Genomic DNA, 19,789 nt, shown 5'->3' with positions numbered 1-19,789 from the left:
GCGGCGTCAGCCGGTCGCGGCGTGCTCGTCCATCCACCGCCGCAACGATGCGGGCCGCATGTCCGTCCACACCTCGTCGATGTGGGCGAGGCACTCGGCGCGTGTCCCGGTGGTGCCCTCGCGCCGCCAGCCGGCGGGCACCTCCCGGTCGTCCCACCAGATCGAGAACTGTTCCTCGTCGTTCACGACCACGGCGTACGTCCGGGTGTCGTCGTCCTCAGCGCTCATCGGACCCCCTTCGCCGGGAAGGATTTCAGCCGCGTCGATTCCGTGTCAAGGATCGGTCGATCTTCCGACGTCACGCGGAGGTGGGCCGTACGGCCGGCTCGGAATCCTCTGTGGACGCTGGCGGCGGCGCGTCGGCGTCGGCGCCGGTCCGCGGCGTCCGGGCGACCCAGCCGACGGCCGGGCCGGCGGCCAGCGCGCAGACCACGAAGATCGCCGCGACGACCCACCAGCCCCAGCCGCCGGTCTGGATCGCGAGGAGGGTCAGGCCGACCGGCGCGAAGATGTCCGCCGCCGAGCTGATCGTCTGCGCCGTGCCGAGATACACCCCGCGCGACGCGGCCGGCGGCACGTTGGTCTGGAAGAACCAGAGCGCCGCCGAGAACCACAACTCGGTGGTGGTCACCAGCACCACGACGCCGAGGAGCGCGACGACGGTCCACCCGCCGCCGGTCCGACCCGCGAACGCGGCCAGCGGGCAGGCGAGCGCGGTGACCAGGGCGCCCCGGCGGATCAGGCGGGCCGCGCCGGGAAGCGAGTCGGCGCCGCGCGCCGCCGGCACCTGCAACGTGATCACCAGCACCGTGTTGAGGGCCAGCATCGCGCCGAGCAGCGGCTTGGGGGCGTCGGTGTGGGTGATCGCCCAGAGCGGCAGGATCTCCACGAGGATCACCGAGTGGAACATCATGACGGCGAGGAGCACGGCGCTCGTCGCGTAGGGCAGGTCCTTCAGCACCGCCCACCGCGAGGCGGTGGCCGTCCGCTCGTGCCGCACGATCGGCGCGGCCGGGAGCCGGGTCACGAGGCCGGCGTTGAGCAGTGACAACGCGGAGTTGAGCAGCACCATGGCGACGAGCGCGGCGGCGGAGTCGAACGCCAGCGCCACCGCGCCGAGACCGGTGCCGACGGTGAACCCGGCGTTGAGGTACGAGCGGGCGTACGCCATCGTCCGCACCCGGTCCCCGGCCGGCATGGCGGCGGCGGTGTAGATGGTGCGCCCGGCGTTGGCGAACGAGTCGGTGACGGCGGCCACCACCATCAGCACCACGAAGCCCGCGAAGGACGTCACGAGCGGGTAGGCGGCGAACGTCAGCGCCGAGCCGAGCGCGCCGAGGGCCCAGGACCGCTGCCCGCCGATCCGGTCGGCGAGCGCGCCCAGCGGCAGCGAGGTGGCCACCCCGGCGAGGCCCGCGATCGAGAAGCCGATCCCGATCTGCACCGGGCTGAGCCCGAGGACCTCGGTGAAGAACACGATGCTGCCGGTGAGGAACGTGCCGCTGCCCACGGCGACCATGGCGGACTGGTACGCGATCGCCCGGGGCAGCCCGGGCGGCGGCAGGAGCCGGGACACGGCGAATCGGTGACCGTCCATGGTGCCGGTCAGGCTACCCGGGCGGTCGCCGCCGGAGCACCCATCGGACCGCGGCCCCGGTCCGGTGCCGCAGGGGAAGGCTCGCTGCCCTGCATCTGCCCACCGGCGGCGGGCAACCGGCGGCGGTCGACCGCCCGGCGCACGCGCCCATAGCCGCCTGCCCCGTAGCTGACCGAGATGACAGTGTCACCTATGGTGGATGCTCATCGACACGGGGAGATCAATGATGTCTGTAAAGATGGCCGCCGCCGTGGCGGCCGGCCTCGGCTCGGTCGTGTTCTCGGTGGTCCCGGCGGTCGCCGCACCCAAGGTGCCGGACGTGACCGTGGACGTGACCAGCGAGCGCTTCATCCTGCCCAGCGACGGCTGGACCTCGGTGGATGCGGTGGCGCGCAACGCCGGCACCAAGGCCGCGGCGGGGGTCCGGCTGGTCTTCACCCTGCCCGAGCCCTTCCAGGTCGGGCAGATTGCCACGACCAGCGCATGGACCTGCGGCTTCACCACACCCACCGTCACTTGTGACCTGGTGGATGACTTGGCCCCCGGGGCGTCGGCGCCCGCCGTCAACCTCACCGGATACCTCTACGGTGCGCCGACCGGCGTGCCGGTCGAGGCCGTCGCCACGGTGTCCACCACGACGTCCGAGCAGGCCCTCGGCAACAACACGGACACCAAGCAGTTCCAGATTGTCGGCAAGGGCACGCTCCGCGGCGTGATCTGGAACGATCTGGACGCCGACGGCATCCGGGAGGCGGGCGAGCCACTGATCACCAACGTGGGGCTGAGCTTCTGGAGCGTCGACGACGACGACCAGTACGGCTTCTCCAACTCCTACAATGGCACCTACCGCTTCGACGTCCCGGCGAAGCACTACGTCGGCCGAGTCCAGCTGTACAAGAGCAGTTGGCGGTTCACCACGCCGAACGTCGGCGTCGACGACACCGTCGACTCGGACGTGGTGCAGGTCTCCGAAACCACCTACACCAGCAACGGTGAGACGGCGGTCCTGTCCGTGGTGGCGGGAGAGACCACCACGGTCGACATCGGAGTCGTGGCCAACAGCCCCACCTCGTGACCTGACTGGTGGGACGTCGTCCGCAGGACACCGGCAGCCGTACGCGTCCCGCGAGCCGGACCGGCGACGACGGTGATCCGTCACGGGACGGCGTCCCACCATCTCGGCACGGTCGGTCAGCTCACCGGCCGGTGGTGCACTACCGGGAGCACCTTGCGGGCCCGACCCGCCGGTGACGCTGGCCGTCGCCATGGCCGTCCACCGGGGGCCGGGTACCGAGCGCGCTGCCGTCGACCGGTCAGCCGCGACGGACCCGTCACGCCGCGCCGTCCGCGCGCAGCACGAGCCGGTCGGTGGTCCTCTCCCCGATGTACGTCAGGTCGGCGTCCCACCCGAGGCCGGGCGCGGCGGGCACCTCGACGAGTCCGTCGGCGCTCACGATCGGGCGGGTGGTGACGTCACGGGCGTAGTACTTGTCGGAGCCGGAGACGTCCGAGGGGAGCGTGAAGCCGGCGAGCGCGCTCAGCGCGACGTTGGCGGCCCGGCCGATCCCGAACTCGTGCATGCCGCCGCACCACACCGGGACGCCGTGCTCGCGCGCGAGGTCGTGCGCCCGTACCGCGTGGGTCAGGCCACCCATCCGCGAGACCTTGACGTTGAGCACGCGTACGGCGCCCAGGCGCAGCGCGGTGACGAGGTCGTCCAGCTCCTCGACGGACTCGTCGAGACAGACGGGCGTGTCGATGCGTTCCTGCAGGGCGGCGTGCGCGACGAGTGCGCGCGGCGCGAACGGCTGCTCGATCATCAGCAGGCCCAGGCCGTCGAGTTCGGCCAGGACGGCCCGGTGTTCCGGGGTGTCCTCGTAGGCGCCGTTGGCGTCGACGTGCAGCGGCACGCTCGGATGTGCCGCGCGTACGGCCCGCACCGGGTCGACGTCCCAGCCGGGCGCGATCTTGAGCTTGATCCTGCGGTAGCCCTCGTCGACGCGCAGCCGCACCTGCGCGAGGAGGTCGTCGACGGTGGGTTCGATCCCCAGCGACACCCCCGCCTCGACGCTGCCGCGCGTGCCGCCCAGCGCGTGCGCGAGGGAGCTGCCCTCGCCGGCCGACCACAGGGCCCAGGCGGCGATGTCGAAGCCGGCGCGGGCGAAGTGGTTGCCCCGGACCCGGCCGAGCGTCGCGGCTAGGTCCGCCGGGTGCTCCCAGTCGGTACGCAGGACCAGCGGCGCGAGGTGGTCGCGGGCGACCGCCCAGCAGCTCTCGACGGTCTCGGCGCAGTAGAACGGGCCGCTCGGCGACGCGATCTCGCCCCACCCGACGGCGCCGTCGGTGTCGGTGAGCGCGACCAGGATGTGCTCCAGCTCCCGTTTGGCGTGGGAGCTGGTCTGGAACCGGTGCACGAGCGGCAGCCGTACCCGGCGTAGCTCCACCGCCTCGATCCGCCTCACACCGTCACCTCGCCGTGCCGCCGGCCCCCGGCCGGCTCGTGGGCGGCCCCTCCGCCTCGCCTGCGGTCAGTCACGTTTCCTCCTGGTAGAGATCGAGTTCGGCGGCGAGGGCGTCGCGCTCGCGCAGGCGGCGGCCGGCCCCCTTCGAGCTGGCGATGGTCAGGGTGGCGAGCAGGTGCAGGGCGAGCACCACGGAGGTGGGGGAGTTCGCGTAGGAGGCGCTGTCGGTGCCGATGACGATGCGGACGGCGGCGGTCTCGGCCAGCGGCGCGTCCTCGGCGTCGGTGACGAGGACCAGTTGGCCGCCGTGGCGGACGTAGGCGGAGGCGACGTCGATGGTCTCGCGCCGGTAGCGCGCCATGCAGACGGCCACGAGCAGGTCGCCCTGGCGGATGTCGCTGAGCATGTCGAGGGGCCGCAGTGCCGCGCCGTCGACGAGGTGGACGCCGGAGAGCCCGGCGCTGAGGTCGGCGGCGAGCAGGGACGCGAAGCCGAGCGACTTGCCGTGGCCGAGCAGGTACCGCCGGCGGGCCGACACGATGAGCGCCGCGGCCCGCTCGATGGCGTCCTGCTCGGCGGCCCACGCCAGCGCCTTGGCGAACTCGGTGCGCTGCTGCTCCAGGACCCGCTGCTTGAGCACCTGCGCGGACCTGCGCTGCACGTTGCGGTCGAAGCGCTCCGAGGGGGTCGATCTCTTCGTGGTCATGCCTCAATCCTGTGCGAACAGGTAGCTGACGCGGCCGGGGGTGTCCGCCCGCCGCGCGACGCCGACGAGCCGCCCGCCCGCCGCGAACCGGCCGGCCAGCTCCAGGCGCAGCCGCGCCCGGTCGTCGGGCCCCCGTGCGGCGGTACGGTCGTCGGCGGGCGAGTCGACGGCCGCGTGCCCGTGCCCCGGCGCCCAGGTGCTGCCCCCGGGACGGTCGAGGTCCCACCGGACCAGGACCCGGTCGCTGTCGCCGTCGTCGTAGAAGTCGGGCAGGAAGCGGATCCCGACGGCGCCCAGCACGTTCAGGTTGAAGTGGACGTTGCGCAGCGCGTACGGGTCGAAGGTCCACCGCATCGTGTGCACGCCCGCGCGCCGTGCGGCCTCGGCCTGGGCGTGCTTGAGCAGGCGGCCGACGCCGCGCCCCTGCGCCCGCGCGTCGACGACGGCCGCCTGCGAGTAGTGGTAGAGCTCGCCGTGCTCGACGCCGGTGAAGCCGTAACAGAAACCGACGAGGGAGCCGTCCTCGTCGAACGCGCCGACCGCGGTCCCCGCGTTCTCGCCCAGCGCGGCCAGGAGGCGGGGGCTGACGGCGTGCTCGGGGCCCTCGTAACCGAAGACGCTCCGATAGAGCGCCGACGCCGCCGTCCACTCGGCGAGCCCGGCGAGGTCACGCGCCACGATCCCCTGCGTGTCAGCGGTCATCGGCCACTCCCTTGCAATGATAGCGATCGTATGTCGCCCATGCTGCCGTTGATCGCGCCCGTTGACAAGGCGTTCGAGTGAAACATATGGTCCGCATATGTCGTCCTCAGGATCCAGCGCCGCGCTCGACGCGCTGCACCGCTACACGCTGCACGAGTCGCCGACCGGTGACCGGCGGGCGCTGGCCGCGCTGGCCGACGTGCTCGACGCCGACGCCGCCCGCGCCGGCTTCGACACCGCCCGGGTGCCGCACCCGAGCGGCGACCATCTGGTCTGGACCCTCCCGGCGCGAGGAGTCCCGGGCGATCCGGTGCTGCTGCTGACCCACTACGACACCGTCTGGCCGGTCGGCACGCTGTCCGGCATGCCGTGGTCCGTCGAGGGGGACGTCGTCCGCGGCCCGGGCGTCTACGACACCAAGGCCGGGATCGTCGCACTGCTCGCGGCGGCGGCACGCGTCGAGCGGCAGGGCACCCCGCACCCCGAGATCCGGGTCCTCGTCGTCGCCGACGAGGAGATCGGCTCGCCCACCGCCACCGGGCTGGTCCGGGCCGAGGCGGCCCGGGCCCGCGCGGTGCTCGGCCTGGAACCGCCGCACCCCGGTGGCGACCTCAAGACCGGCCGGCGCGGCAGCACCCGGGTCCGCATCGAGGTCACCGGGATCGAGGCGCACGCCGCGCTCGACCCGGACGCCGGCGTCAACGCCATCGACGAACTCGTCGACCAACTCGTGCGGGTCCGCGCACTCGTGCAGGGCCGGCCGGTCCTGCTCAACACCGGCACCATCGCCGGCGGGGGGCGGACCAACGTGGTGGCCGGCGCGGCCCACGTCGAGCTGGGACTGCGCTTCACCGACCCGGACGACGAGGACGCCGTCCTCGCCGGCCTGCGGTCGCTGCGTCCGGTGCGCGACCGCGCCCGGCTCGACGCCCGACTGCTCTCGCACCGGCCCACCTGGCGGCCAAACGAGGCGGGGCAGCACCTACTCGACCGGATCGTGGGCGTCGCCGCCGGCCTCGGTCAACGCCTCGCCGGTCGACCGGCGGACGGTGCCGCCGACACCAACACGACGGGTGCGCTCGGCCGCCCCACCGTCGACGGGCTCGCCCCGCCCGGGGGCGGCGCACACGCCCGGCAGGAGTGGGTCTCGGCGGCCGGCATCGACGCGCGCAGCGACCTGCTGGCAGCGCTGTTCACCGGCCTCCACACCTCGGCCGCGTCCCGTGGAGACGGCGCCTGACCCGGGCGCGCGCCCCCGGCAGCCGTGACGGCTGGCCCGGCCCGTGCCCGCCGTGCGACGGTCAGTGCGGCCCGGCGTACCGCCGCGCAGGTCAGTGCGACCCGGCCCGCCGCGCGCGGACCAGCGCGACCAGGCCCACGGCGATCAGCGCCAGCCCGAGCGCTCCGGCCGCCAGGAGGTAGGTCCGCACGGCGCCGGCGCGGCCGGTCCCGTCGCCGGCGGCGCCGGCCGTCGGCCCGGGCGTGGTGGGCGGCGCGGGGGATCCGACGGCCGCCGGCAGCGGGTAGCGCCGGACCACGGGCATCGTCCCCGGCGGCTGGTCGGCGGTCTCGGACACGGTGAGCAGGGAGCGCCCGTCGCGGCTGTAGGTGACCGACTCGCCCTGCGGTTCGTCCGGCAGCGCGACGATCCGTGGCGTCCCGCCGGTCAATGCGGTGACCACGTCGCCGTCGGTCACGTCGAACTCGTACGCGTCCGCGTAGGTGCGCAGGACGATCCGACGCCCGTCCGGTGCGGTGGCGGCGCCGGTGACCGCCGTGCGACCGAGCGCCCCGAACGGGTTGCTCGTCGTGGAGGCCGGCAGCCGGACCTGTCCCACCTTCACCAGCGGTGTCGTCGCACCCGGACGCGGGGCGGCGCTCGGGACGTACAGGTTGGCCGAGTACTTGGAGACGACCACCGGCCGGTCGTCGCCGGTCACGAGCAGGGCCTCCGCGTCGTGCGGGCCGTCCGGATAGGCCATGCGGTACAGGACCGGCCGGTCGGCCCCCGGCGGCAGCTTCCACACCGCGATCGTCTGCCGGGACCGGTCGTTGTCCCCGATGTCGGCCACCCAGACCGTGCCGTCGGCACCGACGGCGAGGTCCTCGGTGTCGCGCGGCCGGGACGGATAGGACACGGTCCGCACGACGGCGCACCGGTCGTCCAGGAAGAAGATGCGGCGGCGGGCCTCGTCGTCCGCGCCGTCGTTGATCATGACGAAGCCGCCGTCCGTCGCGGCCATGCCGGAGATCTCGCTCAGCCGGCCGCCACGCACCTCGCACACCGGCGTCCCGGGGGCCGCAGCGGGTGTCGGGTCGGCCACGGCCACACCTGGAGCCGTCGCGACGGCGAGGACGACGACCGTCCCCGCCGCGCCCCGCAGCCTCCGGGGCCCGTTGCCTCGTCGCCTCACCCGCATTCCCTTCAGTGCCGGTCCGCCCCGTCCAGCGGCGGACCGGCGCGGTTCGCGAACGGCGGTCCACCCCTGCCGGCCCGGGCGCCCCGCCGGGCGCCGTGACCGGCTGTCGTCCGTCCGGCTCCGGTGCGTGGCCGGCTCCACGTGAGCGGCGTCCGGGCGCGTGACCAGGGGATGAGTGTATGACCCGGGGGCGCGGCCCCGGTCACGGCCCGCCGTGCCGGCGACCCGGCCCGCCGCCGCGACCGGAGCCGATGGCGCCGCCGTCCGCCCGCACCCGCCCGGATGGGGGCGGGATCCGCCCGGCACCGGCGGCGTACGCTGCCGCGATGACCGCACCGGCCCGCATCCTCGTCTACGGGGTGTACGGCGCCGGCAAGTCCACCCTGGCAGAGCGGCTGGCCGAGCGGCTCGGGTCACCGTGGCACCCGGTCGACGACCTGCTGTGGCAGCCGGGCTGGGTGGAGGTGCCGGTCGCGGAGCAGCGCAGCCGGATCGAGGCGGTCTGTCGCCGCGACCGCTGGATCCTCGACGGGGCGTACCACGGGTGGCGCGACGTGGTGCTGGCGCGCGCCGACCTGGTCGTCGGCCTGGACTATCCGCGCTGGCTCTCCTTCTGGCGGCTGCTGCGGCGTACCGCCCACCGGCTGGTCAGCGGCGAGGAGATCTGCAACGGCAACCGCGAGTCGCTGCGTAGCGTGCTGTCCCGGGAGTCGATCCTGGTGTGGCACGTCACCGCGTTCGGCCGGGCCCGGCGGCGGATGCGCGCCTGGCAGGCCGATCCGGCCGGGCCACCGGTGTTGCTGTTCCGCTCCCCGGCGGAGCTGGAGCGCTGGCTGTCCGAACTCACCTGACGATGAGGACCCGCTCCGGCAAGTCCGGCAAGCCCGGCACGACCGTCGGAACCGGGGGGACTCCGGCTGACCTGGCGTCGGCGCCGCTGGCCCGGTGCGGCGTACGGATGGACGGACGCCATTGCCTCGGTCACGGTGATCACCTAGGTTTCACACGATCGCACCCAGCCGCACCGAGCACTCCCCGGCTCTGGCCAGGCAGCGAGACAGCACCGATCGCGCCGCTCAGTGACTTAGGAGCTCACCCGTGGCACAGCATCCCTCCCGAAGAACGTTCCCCTCCCGTCGGCGAACACCGGCCCGTCTGGTCGCGGCGGTGGCGGCGAGCACCATGCTGCTCGCCGCGGCCCCCGTGTCCGCTGCCGCGGCGCCCTCCAGCGCGCCGCTGCCGGCCACCCGGCAGGCGCCCGAGGCGCCGTCCCACCCGGCGTCCGGCCTGCCGCAACCCAAGAGCGGGCTCTGGCTGGTGCAGTTGGACAAGCCGTCGTTGATGGCCGCCACCCGGGGCACCGGGGCGCGCGCCGGCAGGACCGACGCCCGGTCCGCGGCCAGCACCCCCTACGCCAGGGAACTGGCGCAGCGGCAGGACACCGTGGTGGACGAGATGGAGGCCGTCCTGGGGCGCTCCGTGCGGGTCGCCCACACCTACCGGAACGTGGTGAACGGACTGGCGGTGGCGCTCAGCGCGGACGAGGCGGCGCAGCTGTCCGGCCTGCCGGGGGTCAGGGCGGTCGTACCCGACGAGATCCTGGAACTGACGACCGACACCAGCAACGCGCTGATCCAGTCGCCCGCGGTGTGGGAGGGCCGGACGGCGGAGAACGTCGGGACCCGTGGCGAGGGCGCCATCGTCGGGATCCTGGACTCCGGCATCAACCCCGACCACCCGTCGTTCGCGGCCGTGGACGGTGACGGCTACCGGCACACCAACCCGTACGGCGCGGGCAGGTACGTCGGCGTCTGCGCCCCGAGCCACCCCCAGCACAAGGCGATCTGCAACGACAAGCTGATCGGCGCCTGGTCGATGGTCGGCACCGACGCCCGGGACGACAACGGCCACGGCAGCCACACCGCCTCGACCGCCGCCGGCAACCGGCACGAGGCGACCATGACCGTCGGCACCAGCACGCACAAGCTCACCGTCTCCGGGGTCGCGCCGCGGGCCAACGTCATCTCCTACAAGGTCTGCATGGCCATCGGCTGCCTCTCCTCGGCGACGATCGCGGCGGTGGACCAGGCGATCGCCGACGGCGTGGACGTCCTCAACTACTCGATCTCGGGTCGCGACGACCCCTGGAAGGACCTCGTCGACCAGGCGTTCCTGGAGGCGTACTCGGCCGGCATCTTCGTCGCCGCCTCCGCCGGCAACAGCGGCCCGGGCGCCAGCACCGTCGCGAAGACCGCGCCGTGGAACATGTCCGTCGCCGCGGTCAGCCACGAGCGGGTCATCGCCCACCGGCTCGACGTGACGGGCCCGACGCCCGTCCCGGCCGCGCTCACCGGCATCGCCGCCGTGATCGGGGAAGGCTCGCCGAACCCGCCCATCGAGGGTGCGATCCGGTACTCCGGCGCCGTCGACGCGGACAACGTGCAGGCCTGCCTTCCGTTCCCGGCAGCGGCGTTCAGCGGCAGGGTCGCCCTGCTGCCCCGGGGCGGCTGCGACTTCTCCGTGAAGGTCAAGAACGCCACCGCCGCCGGCGCGACCGGAGTGGTCGTGCACAACCAGTACAGCGGTCCGCCGATCACGATGGGCGCGCTCGCCGGGACCACCATCCCGGCCGTGATGGTCTCCCTCGCCGACGGGCAGCGGCTGCGCGACCACGCGGCGGCCACCGACGGCCCCGTCACCGTGCGCGTCGACCCCGGCAGCGAGGTGCTGCGCGACGGCGACTGGACCGACGTCGTGGCCGACTTCAGCTCGCGCGGACCCAGCAAGTTCGACATGCTCGCGCCCACCGTGGCCGCCCCGGGCCGCAACATCCTCGCCGCCACCATGGCGACGAAGGACAACCCGGCCCCGTACGCCTTCATGCAGGGCACGTCCATGTCGTCGCCGCACGTCGCCGGTGCCGGCGCGCTGCTGGCGGCGCTGCACCCCGACTGGTCGCCGACGCGGATCCGCTCCGCGCTGGCGGTCACCGCGGACCGCGACGGCGTCGTCAAGGAGGACGGCCGCACGTCGGCCGACGCGTTCGACATGGGCTCCGGCCGGATCAACCTGGCCCAGGCCGCCCGGACCGGCATCGTGCTCGACGAGACCGCCGCGAACTTCGTCGCGGCCAACCCCGACGCCGGTGGCGACCCGCAGACGCTGAACCTGCCGGCCGTGGTCGAGCACCACTGCCTCAAGGTCTGCACCTTCACCCGGACGGTGTCCAGCGTGGCCAAGGTGGCCGCGACCTACCAGGCGACGCCGCAGGCCCCGGCCGGCGCGCGGATCACGGTCGCGCCGACGCAGTTCACCCTGGCGCCCGGCGCCAGCCAGGAGCTGACCATCACCCTGGACGTCACCGGGACCCCCCGCAAGAACTGGCTCTTCGGTGCGATCGACCTGACCACCGACGCCCGGCACGCGCCGGACGGGCAGCCGATCGCCCAGGCGCACTTCCCGGTCGCCGTCCTTCCCGCGGCCCCGGACCTGACCGTGGACAAGACCGCGCTCAGCTCCAGCATGGACGTCGCGCAGAACGAGACCCACACGGTCAAGGTGGGCAACGCCGGCGGCGCCGAACTCACCTGGCGGGCGACCGGCGACGGCGACGACTGCGACTGGCCGACCTGGGTCAAGGTGACCCCGGCGCAGGGCACACTGGGTGCGTTCAAGAGCCAGGACATCCAGATCACCCTCGACTCGACCGGCCTGGACGACGGCGGCGTGTTCAAGGCGAACCTGTGCCTGGCCAGCAACGACCAGGACCAGCCGACGACGACGATCGCGCTGGAACTGACGGTGGTGCCGGTACCGAAGATCGAGGTGGCGCCCAAGTCGATCTCCGCGCGGCAGCCGGCCGGGCTGGTCACCAGCCAGAAGTTCGCGGTACGCAACGCCGGGCACGGCGTGCTGGACTGGCGGCTGGACGACCCGGACGCCGGGCCGGACGACGAGCGGATCCGGCTCCTGCGTAACGGTGTCCTGCTGATCCCGAACTCGGCAAGCGCCACCCGTGGGGTGATGGCGTTCGATCCGCAGACCGGAAAGCAGATCGACCCGCAGTTCATCCCGCACTTCAAGTTCGACCCGACCAGCAACCTCTACACACCGTTCCAGGTCATCGCCAAGCCGGACGGCAGCGGCTTCCTCATGTCCGACCAGCTGAACTCGGTGATCACCGAACACGCCCTGGACGGCAGCTTCCGGCGGATCTTCGCGCCCGCCGGCGGCGTGGACGATCCGAAGATCATGACCAACACCCGGGGTATCGCGCTCTCGCCGCGCGGCACCGTGCTGGTGACGGTCGCGTCCCAGAGCAACGCCAACTCGGTGGTCGAGTTCGACGCCGACGGCAAGTACCTGGGCACGTTCGTCGCGCCGGGGACCGATGGGCTGAAGGGACCGTGGGGCATCCTGTTCCGCGGCGACGACATGCTCGTCTCGGGCAGCGACAGCGACGCCATCCACAGTTTCAAGAAGGACGGCTCCGCCGCCAACGCCCGCTTCTTCGAGGGGCTGAGCTGGCCCGGCCAGCTCGCGGAGATGCCGAACGGCAACGTGCTCGCGGCGAGCTGGGGCAGCGGCTCCGCCCCCGGGGTCTGGGAGATGGACCGCGACGGCAAGCTGATCGGCGTCTACACGCCGCCCGGCGGCAGCGGTTACCAGGGTGTCCACCCGCTCGGTAACGGCAACATCCTGACCACCAGCTCCAAGGGGGTCCACGAGATCGACCGCTCCGGCCGCCTGGTCGAGGTCGAGAACGACAAGGGCGCGGCCCGGTTCATCACCCACGTCCGGCTGCCCGACCTGCAGCCGTGCGTGACGCCCGACGAGGTGCCGTGGCTGACGGCGTCGCGGACGTCGGCCGGCACCGGCGCCGGCAAGTCCACCGAGGTGACGCTCTCGATGGACAGCACCGGCCTGGCCGCCGGTACGTACCGGGCCCAGCTCTGCGTCACCAGCGACGATCCGTCGAACCGGCTCTCGACGCTGCCCGTGACGCTCGAGGTCACCGACCAGACCTGCGGCCAGGTCGTCAGCGGTGAGCGTCGGGGTCCGCTGCCGGTCAACGGCGGGGTGACCTGCCTCGCGCCGGGTGCCACGGTGTTCGGGCCGGTCAACGTCGCGAAGGGCGCGGGCCTGATCGCGCTCGGCGCCAGCGTCAGCGGCCCGGTGACCGCCACCGGGTCCACGGTGGTGGAGTTGACGGGCAGCACGGTCAACGGCCCGCTGTCGGTCACCGGCGTCACCGGTTCGGTGCTGATCAGCGGGACGCGGGTGACCGGTCCGGTCAGCGTGGTCGACAGCCGCACCGGCGGCACGCCGGTCGTGGTGTCGGGCAACCGGATCGACGGGCCGCTGCGGTGCGTCGGCAACCAGCCGCCACCGGTGGACAACGGGGTGGCCAACACGGTCGGCGGCCCGACGTCCGGCCAGTGCCGCGGGTGGTGAGCGGACCGTCCCACCCGGCCCGTCGGTGACGTGGCCAGGCCCGCCGGTGCGGGCGCCGTCGCGACCGCACCGGCGGGCCGCCGTCCTTGCCGGCGGCGGCCCCTCCCGCCGGAAGCGCCGCGGCCTGACGCGCGGCCAGCGCCGACCCGGCCCCCGCGCGTACGCCCGGGTGCGGGAGATCCCGCGCGGTGAGTAGCCGGGCTCACGTCCCGCGGCCCCGGCTCCGCGACGCTGTACGGCATGACCTCGTCGACACCCGCCGCCCGGTCCCGGTACGCCCTCGTGCTCCTGACGGTGGTCTGGGTGGTGGCGTGCCTGGCGTTGCTGTGGTGGTTGTTCACGATCGGCATGGAGGGCTGGGCCGACCACCACTCGAACGGTGGCGGGCGCTCGGCGGAATTCGGGCGCCGCTCGGCCCGGGCGCTGCTGTTGCTGGCGGCGACGGCAGCGGGCGGGCCGGCCGTCATCGCGCTGGTGGCGTTCGGCTGCCGGTACCGCCGCACCGGGCTGGTCTACCTGCTCCTCGCCGTCGTGGCCGCGGCGGCGCTGGCGCCGGCGGTCGCGGATGCCGCGCGCACCCTCCGGCCGCCGGCCGCGCCGCTCCCGGCGCCGACGACCTGCCAGGAGCACAGCGGCGGTGACAGCCGCTGCCCGGGCGGCTGAGCGACCCGGTGGTGCGATTGCGGACCGTCGTCCGTGGCCCGGCGCCGTGGCGGAGCGGACGGTCGACAGATTTATTCGTGGCTATGTATTGTCACTGGCCCGACCGGCGTACCGATCCAGCAGGGAGCACGCGATGGACCATCTCGACCAACCCGGATGCTGCGGCGACGGCCCGGCGGTCGCCGGTATCGACCGCCGCGCGGTGCTGCTCGGCGCCGCCCTCGGCGCGGGCGCCCTGGCCGGGCTGGCCGTTCCCGGCCGCGCGTACGCCGCGCCCGCCATCTACAACCCCTTCTCCGGGTATCCCGTCACCGGCACCTGGCAGGAGCACCTGAACCGGGGTTCGCTCGGCGGCGTCGACTTCGGCATGCCGGTCGGCACCCGCCTGCCCGCCTGCGGCGCGGGCACCATCCAGAACATCCCGTACAACGGCACGGGTGGGCACACGGTCACCATCCAGCACGCGGACGGGTACCGCAGCCAGTACATGCACCTGTCGCAGTTCCTGCTCGGCAACGGCGCGGCCGTGTCCAGCGGCACCGTCGTCGGCCTCTCCGGCGGCGCGGCCGGCGCGCCGGGCTCGGGCTCGTCGACCGGGCCGCACGTCCACTGGCACATGATCAATCCGGCCGGCGTACGCATCAACCCGCTGGCCTACATCGGTCAGAACCCCGCACCCGGGCGACTGCCCAAGACCTCCACCGAGCAGGACGGCATCCCCGGCACCATCTTCTACCAGCGCATGCAGAACTGGCTGCGGCTCACCGCCGGATACACCGGCCCCATCGACGGCGCGCCCGGGCCGGGCACCTACGCCGCCCTCCAGCGGGCCATGCGGGCCTACGGCTACACCGGACCGATCGACGGACAGCCCGGCCCGAACACCTGGCGCGCCGTGCAGCGCCTCGCGTCCGGCCACGGCTACACCGGCCCGATCGACGGGGTGATGGGGCCCAACTCGTGGCGCGGCTTCGCCCGCTTCCTCAACCAGGACAGGTGGGACTGACCGCGACAGCCCCGCCGCACCCGCCGCACGGGCGGCGCGGCGCGGGCCGGACGCGACGAGGGCCGTCCCCCGGTGTTGCGGGGGGACGGCCCTCGTCGGCGGACGAGCGCGTCAGGCGACCGAGGCGGGGAACCTCTCCCACACCCGGTGGGCGGCCAGCAGCTGCTGCACGGCGGTGAGGACCTCGGCGCCGGAGCCGCCCGTGACGACGCCGGGCGTGCCGGCGACCCCCGCCTGCCGCAGCACGTCGACGCCGGCGCCCCACGCGCCGATCGCCTTGGCGTGCCGCCAGCACTCGTCGACCAGCAGCAGCACCCGCGGATCCACGGCGGCGGAGCCCGCCGCGCCGGCCTTGGCGTCGCGCGCCGGCGACGCGTCCGGCGCGGGCGCCGGCGCCCCGGCCAGCAGGAGCACGTCGAACTCGACCGAGCGGCCGGTGGCGAAGGTCCGCTGCACGGGCAGGCCGCCCACCAGGCCGCCGTGCGGGGCGACGAGGAGCGGCACCATGCCGGCCGCGAAGACCGCCCGGCGTACCTCGTCGACATCGTCGAGCCCGGCGGTGGGGTCGACGACGATGCCCATCGTGCGGCCGTCGGCCGGCCACTGCCTGCCCACCTGCGACAGCGCGGGGCTGGGCGCGGGGTCGACGAGCGGCACGGTCGGCTCCGGCGCGGGCAGACCCAGCCCGGTGGCGACCTCCGCGCACAGCACCGGGTCGATGTTGGCGAGGCACTGGAGCTGGCGTTCCCGGATCGCCTGGTGGTAGCACTTGCCCAGCTCGAAGGTGTAGGCGCGGACGATGTGCTCCTTCTCGACCGGCGACATGCTCAGCCAGAACAGGCGGACCTGGCTGTAGTGGTCGTCGAACGAGGCCGGGTTGGCGCGTACCTTGGGCGCCTCCGTCACCGTCACCGGCACGTCGACGAACGCGCCGTCGGTGTCCCCGGCCGGGAAGGGGTTGCCGCCGTCGAGCGAGTTCGGCCGGTACGGTGCGACCCCGGCGTGGACGGCCTGCTGGTGGAAGCCGTCGCGCAGCATGTCGTTGACCGGGGCGTGCGGGCGGTTGATCGGGACCTGCGAGAAGTTCGGCCCGCCCAGCCGGGTGAGCTGCGTGTCGACGTACGAGAACAGCCGGCCCTGCAACAGCGGGTCGTTCGTGACGTCGATGCCCGGCGGCAGGTGGCCGACATGGAAGGCGACCTGTTCGGTCTCGGCGAAGAAGTTCGTCGGCGTCCGGTTGAGCGTCAGCTTCCCGACCGGCTGCACCGGTGCCAGCTCCTCCGGCACGATCTTCGTCGGGTCGAGCAGGTCGATCCCGGCGAAGGTCTCCTCGGGGGTGTCGGGGAACACCTGGAGGCCCAGCTCCCACTCGGGGAAGGCGCCGGCCTCGATGGCGTCGTAGAGGTCCCGGCGGTGGAAGTCCGGGTCCACGCCGCCGAGCAACTGCGCCTCCTCCCAGGTCAGGGAGTGCACGCCCAGCTTGGGCTTCCAGTGGAACTTCGCCAGCGCCGTCTCGCCGGCGGCGTTGACGAGCCGGAACGTGTGGACGCCGAAGCCCTCCATCATCCGGTACGAGCGCGGGATGCCCCGGTCGGACATGTTCCACATGGTGTGGTGCTGCGCCTCGGTGTGCAGGGAGACGAAGTCCCAGAAGGTGTCGTGCGCGCTCTGCGCCTGCGGGATCTCCCGTTCGGGGTGCGGCTTGCCGGCGTGAATGATGTCGGGGAACTTGATGGCGTCCTGGATGAAGAAGACCGGCATGTTGTTGGCGACCAGGTCGAAGGTGCCCTCGTCGGTGTAGAACTTCGTCGCGAAGCCGCGGGTGTCGCGGACCGTGTCGGCCGAGCCGCGCGAACCGAGGACGGTGGAGAACCGCACGAAGACGTTGGTCGTCCTGCCCTTCGCCAGGAAGCCGGCCTTCGTCACGCCCTCGGCCTTGCCGTAGGCCTCGAAGACGCCGTGCGCGCCGGCCCCACGCGCGTGCACGACGCGCTCGGGAATGCGCTCGTGGTCGAAGTGGGTGATCTTCTCGCGCAGGTGGTGGTCCTGCAGCAGGACCGGACCGCGCGGCCCGGCCTTCAGCGAGTGGTCCGTGTCGCGCAGCCGCGCCCCCTGCGACGTCGTGAGGAAGGCGCCCTGCTGACCGTTCGCCGTCGTCGGCGCGCCGGTCGCCGCGCCGGTCGGCGTACGGGTCTCCGGGGCGCCCTGTTCCTTCTTGGGCGGCAGCGGATCGTGTGGCGTCGTCGGCTCCTCGACGGTTGGCGGGGCGCTGCCCGGCGCGCCGGGCACGTCCGAGGTCAGCGCGTCGGCCACCTTCCCGGCTGCGGCCTCCACCACGTCCTTGACCGCCTTGGCGGGCTTGCTGGCATCCATCTGGCGAGTTCCTCCACGAAAACGGTGTTGAGCAGGCGTCCTGGCCCGTACCCCGAGGCGGGCGGCGGAAACGGGGACGCGCCGGCGGCCCGCCGGCTCGCGTATCGTCCGCCCGTGAGCGCCGAACTTCTCGACGACTTCGTGCGGGCGGACCGCGACCGTGCCCTGGGCACGTACGGCATCCACGTCCACCGCGAGGGCCACCCGCCCGTGGAGCACCGCTTCCGGCCCGACGACCGGGTGAACCTGTACTCCGTCGCCAAGACGTTCACGTCCGTGGCCGTGGGGCTGGCCGAGGCGGAGGGGCGGCTGAGCCTCGACGACCGCCTCCTGGACCACCTGCCCGAGCTGCGGCCGATCGCCGCCGACGGGCTGGGTGCCGTCACGCTGCGGCAGTTGCTGATGATGACCAGCGGTACCAGCCACCGCTGGTTCGCCGACGAGCGGATCACCGCCGCCGACCTGCTCCACGAGATCGTCGCCGCGCCGCTCGCCGCCGCGCCGGGGACCCGCTTCGCGTACACGGGTTCGGTCCGTACGCCCTCGGCCGGGTGATCGCCCGGGTCGGATGACGGGGGAGCGGGTCGACACGAACGCCGTCACGTACGGCGAGCCGTACACCCACGGATACGGGTTGGGCGTGTGGCTCGACCGGGCCGACACGTACCGGTTGGACGGCCGCTACGGCCAGTACGTGGTGGTCAGCCCCGCGCGCCGGGCCGCAGTCACGGTGACCGCGCACGCGGAGCGCGACGAGGAACTGCTCACCGCGATCCACGAGCTCGTCGTCGCGCGGTGCTGACGCGTCGGTGCCGTCCACCCGGCGGGCGGACGGCACCGGCCGTGGTGGTCAGCAGCGTGGCACGCCGGGAATGAAGCCGTCGTGGCCGGTCAGGACGTACGCGTCGGAGACGTACCGGTTGGTGCCGATCCGGTCCCAGACGTTGCTCGTGCCGTAGGGGCCGGTCACCGTGGTGCCGACGGCCTGGCAGTAGATGCTGACGTTCGCGCCGTCGGCGACGGAACCCACGACGGCGTAGCCGGTGCCGGGCCCGGAGCGCACGTTGAGGCTCACCCCCTCGGTGTTCACCGTGCCGGAGCCGACGCCGGTCTGCTGGTTCACCAGCTGCATGTAGTACGACCAGTTCCAGTTCGGGCCCGGGTCGGTGTGGGTGGCCCCGGGGACCTCGTGGTGGCCGATGATGTGCGCCCGGGTCTTGGGGATGCCGTACTTGTTGGCGAGGCTGCGGGTGAGCGTCGCGGAAGCCCGGTACATCGCGTCGGTGAACCAGGCCGCGTTGTCGACGTACCCCTCGTGCTCGATGCCGATGGACTGGGTGTTGTAGGTCCAGTTGCCGGCGTGCCAGGCGATGTCCTTCTCCCGCACCGACTGGGTGACCGCCCCGTCTGAGGAGCGGAACGTGTAGTGCGCGCTGGCCTGGGCGGCCGGGTTCTGGAACCAGCTGATCGAGCCGGCGTAGCTGCCCTGCGTCACGTGGATGACGATGTACCTGACGGAGTGGCTGGTGGGTCGGCTGGCCACCGTGTAGTTGCTGGTGCTCGCCGGCGCCCACGCGGCCGGCCCGTAGTCGGTGCTGAGGATCCCGACCCCGTCCGACGCGTCACCGGGCAGGTCACGCTCCGGGGCCACCTGGCGGCCGGGGACCTTCGCCACCCCGGCGTGGCCGGTGTCGAAGCCGGCGCCGAGCAGGTCGTAGACGGCGTCCGCGTAGAGGCGGGCGAGCGCCGGGCTGGCCGCGCCGCCGTAGCGGGCGACCGCGGCGTACCACTCGTCGACGTCGTCGCGCTCGGCCGCGGTCAGGCCGGCCTGGTCCGCGTAGGAGCGCAGAACGGCGGCCGCGCCGGCGATGTTCGCGGCGGCGTCGGCGCGCAGCGCGGCACGGCTGAGCCCGGTCAGCGTGGCCGCCTCGTCCAGGGTGCGCAGCTTGGGGTTGCTGGCCAGGTGCATCATGCCGTAGCCGCCCGCCGCGCTGGGTGCGCCGCCGTGCCCGTCCAGGCGGGTCTCGGCGTAGCCGAGGGCGACGAGCAGGTCGCGGGGGACGTCGTACCGGCCGGCGGCGGTGTCGAAGGCGGTGGCCAGCCGGGCAGCCGCCGGTGGGGCCCCCTCCGGGGCGGCCGACACCGGCGCGGCGGCCAGGGCTGATTCGGCAGTCAGGATCAGGGTCGCGGCCAGCATGGCGCTGAGCAGCCCACGCCTGCGTCGCGCGGCGAGTCGAGCAGTCATCTGCACCCCTCACAATATTCGCCAATGTCGATGAGGATCGGCGGGTGGCGGTAACGTACACCGCGACGGACGGCGATGTAAATGCCTTCCGTGGCGGTGCGGCGGGGTGGCGGAAACCTTCAATCCGGGTAGGCCGGGCGCCTCCGGTGGAACTGCGGCGC

At 73.4% G+C, this 19,789-nt stretch carries 16 protein-coding genes; 8 read left to right on the top strand and 8 right to left on the bottom strand.

Features of this window, described 5'->3' with window-relative positions; genetic code table 11:
• Positions 1 to 6 precede the first annotated feature (6 nt).
• Together ACLQ20_RS31200 and ACLQ20_RS31195 are read right to left on the bottom strand one after the other, a co-directional pair.
• Entirely contained in the window at positions 7 to 228 is a 222-nt protein-coding gene (locus tag ACLQ20_RS31200; RefSeq protein WP_132240715.1) for an MbtH family protein, read from the bottom strand.
• A 70-nt stretch (positions 229 to 298) separates the two neighbouring features.
• Positions 299 to 1,597: an MFS transporter gene (locus tag ACLQ20_RS31195; RefSeq protein WP_425858352.1), complete on the bottom strand. Its 1,299-nt coding sequence runs from the start codon at positions 1,595 to 1,597 to the stop codon at positions 299 to 301.
• Between the two features lie 199 nt (positions 1,598 to 1,796).
• On the opposite strand from ACLQ20_RS31195, the gene ACLQ20_RS31190 reads away from it, so the two are divergent.
• Positions 1,797 to 2,672 (top strand): SdrD B-like domain-containing protein, encoded by an 876-nt coding sequence (locus ACLQ20_RS31190; protein WP_425858351.1) that lies wholly within the window; start codon positions 1,797 to 1,799, stop codon positions 2,670 to 2,672.
• 256 nt (positions 2,673 to 2,928) lie between these two features.
• Here the strand turns inward: ACLQ20_RS31190 and menC are convergent, their stop codons facing one another.
• The 3 genes from menC to ACLQ20_RS31175 form a co-directional block, all read right to left on the bottom strand.
• Positions 2,929 to 4,059 carry an o-succinylbenzoate synthase gene (gene menC / locus ACLQ20_RS31185; protein ID WP_425858349.1) on the bottom strand — a complete coding sequence of 377 codons (1,131 nt, stop codon included), beginning with the start codon at positions 4,057 to 4,059 and terminating at the stop codon, positions 2,929 to 2,931.
• Positions 4,060 to 4,129: 70 nt separating this feature from the next.
• Positions 4,130 to 4,765, bottom strand: coding sequence for a MurR/RpiR family transcriptional regulator (locus ACLQ20_RS31180; RefSeq protein ID WP_151453841.1), 636 nt, complete (start codon positions 4,763 to 4,765; stop codon positions 4,130 to 4,132).
• 3 nt (positions 4,766 to 4,768) lie between these two features.
• Positions 4,769 to 5,467 (bottom strand): GNAT family N-acetyltransferase, encoded by a 699-nt coding sequence (locus ACLQ20_RS31175; protein WP_425858347.1) that lies wholly within the window; start codon positions 5,465 to 5,467, stop codon positions 4,769 to 4,771.
• A 97-nt stretch (positions 5,468 to 5,564) separates the two neighbouring features.
• Here ACLQ20_RS31175 and ACLQ20_RS31170 point away from each other — a divergent pair, with 97 nt between their 5' ends.
• Positions 5,565 to 6,707 (top strand): M20/M25/M40 family metallo-hydrolase, encoded by a 1,143-nt coding sequence (locus ACLQ20_RS31170; RefSeq protein ID WP_425858345.1) that lies wholly within the window; start codon positions 5,565 to 5,567, stop codon positions 6,705 to 6,707.
• Positions 6,708 to 6,798: 91 nt separating this feature from the next.
• On the opposite strand, the gene ACLQ20_RS31165 is transcribed toward ACLQ20_RS31170, so the two are convergent.
• Positions 6,799 to 7,791, bottom strand: coding sequence for a hypothetical protein (locus ACLQ20_RS31165; RefSeq protein ID WP_425858343.1), 993 nt, complete (start codon positions 7,789 to 7,791; stop codon positions 6,799 to 6,801).
• A 422-nt stretch (positions 7,792 to 8,213) separates the two neighbouring features.
• On the opposite strand from ACLQ20_RS31165, the gene ACLQ20_RS31160 reads away from it, so the two are divergent.
• The 4 genes from ACLQ20_RS31160 to ACLQ20_RS31145 all read left to right on the top strand — a co-directional run bounded on the left by ACLQ20_RS31160 (position 8,214) and on the right by ACLQ20_RS31145 (position 15,010).
• On the top strand, positions 8,214 to 8,738 hold the full coding sequence (locus ACLQ20_RS31160) for an adenylate kinase (RefSeq protein WP_151453844.1): 525 nt from the start codon (positions 8,214 to 8,216) through the stop codon (positions 8,736 to 8,738).
• Between the two features lie 316 nt (positions 8,739 to 9,054).
• Entirely contained in the window at positions 9,055 to 13,341 is a 4,287-nt protein-coding gene (locus tag ACLQ20_RS31155; RefSeq protein WP_425858342.1) for a S8 family serine peptidase, read from the top strand.
• A 240-nt stretch (positions 13,342 to 13,581) separates the two neighbouring features.
• Complete coding sequence (locus ACLQ20_RS31150; RefSeq protein WP_151453846.1) at positions 13,582 to 14,004, top strand: DUF6234 family protein; 423 nt, start codon at positions 13,582 to 13,584, stop codon at positions 14,002 to 14,004.
• 133 nt (positions 14,005 to 14,137) lie between these two features.
• The gene (locus ACLQ20_RS31145) at positions 14,138 to 15,010 is read left to right on the top strand and encodes a peptidoglycan DD-metalloendopeptidase family protein (RefSeq protein WP_151453847.1); all 873 of its coding nucleotides are present in this window, start codon (positions 14,138 to 14,140) and stop codon (positions 15,008 to 15,010) included.
• A 111-nt stretch (positions 15,011 to 15,121) separates the two neighbouring features.
• Here ACLQ20_RS31145 and ACLQ20_RS31140 read toward each other — a convergent pair whose 3' ends face one another.
• Complete coding sequence (locus tag ACLQ20_RS31140; protein WP_425858340.1) at positions 15,122 to 17,383, bottom strand: catalase; 2,262 nt, start codon at positions 17,381 to 17,383, stop codon at positions 15,122 to 15,124.
• 114 nt (positions 17,384 to 17,497) lie between these two features.
• On the opposite strand from ACLQ20_RS31140, the gene ACLQ20_RS31135 reads away from it, so the two are divergent.
• Together ACLQ20_RS31135 and ACLQ20_RS31130 are read left to right on the top strand one after the other, a co-directional pair.
• Positions 17,498 to 17,938: a serine hydrolase domain-containing protein gene (locus tag ACLQ20_RS31135; RefSeq protein ID WP_425858338.1), complete on the top strand. Its 441-nt coding sequence runs from the start codon at positions 17,498 to 17,500 to the stop codon at positions 17,936 to 17,938.
• Between the two features lie 13 nt (positions 17,939 to 17,951).
• Positions 17,952 to 18,185 (top strand): hypothetical protein, encoded by a 234-nt coding sequence (locus ACLQ20_RS31130; protein WP_225852098.1) that lies wholly within the window; start codon positions 17,952 to 17,954, stop codon positions 18,183 to 18,185.
• Between the two features lie 48 nt (positions 18,186 to 18,233).
• On the opposite strand, the gene ACLQ20_RS31125 is transcribed toward ACLQ20_RS31130, so the two are convergent.
• Entirely contained in the window at positions 18,234 to 19,628 is a 1,395-nt protein-coding gene (locus ACLQ20_RS31125) for an N-acetylmuramoyl-L-alanine amidase (RefSeq protein WP_225852099.1), read from the bottom strand.
• Positions 19,629 to 19,789 lie beyond the last annotated feature (161 nt).

Origin of the sequence: Micromonospora sp. DT46, from assembly GCF_049841735.1 — a bacterium.
Taxonomy (GTDB): Bacteria; Actinomycetota; Actinomycetes; order Mycobacteriales; family Micromonosporaceae; genus Micromonospora; species Micromonospora reichwaldensis.
The sequence above is the reverse complement of the archived record's forward strand: the minus strand, read 5'-3'. Positions and strand labels throughout refer to the sequence as shown.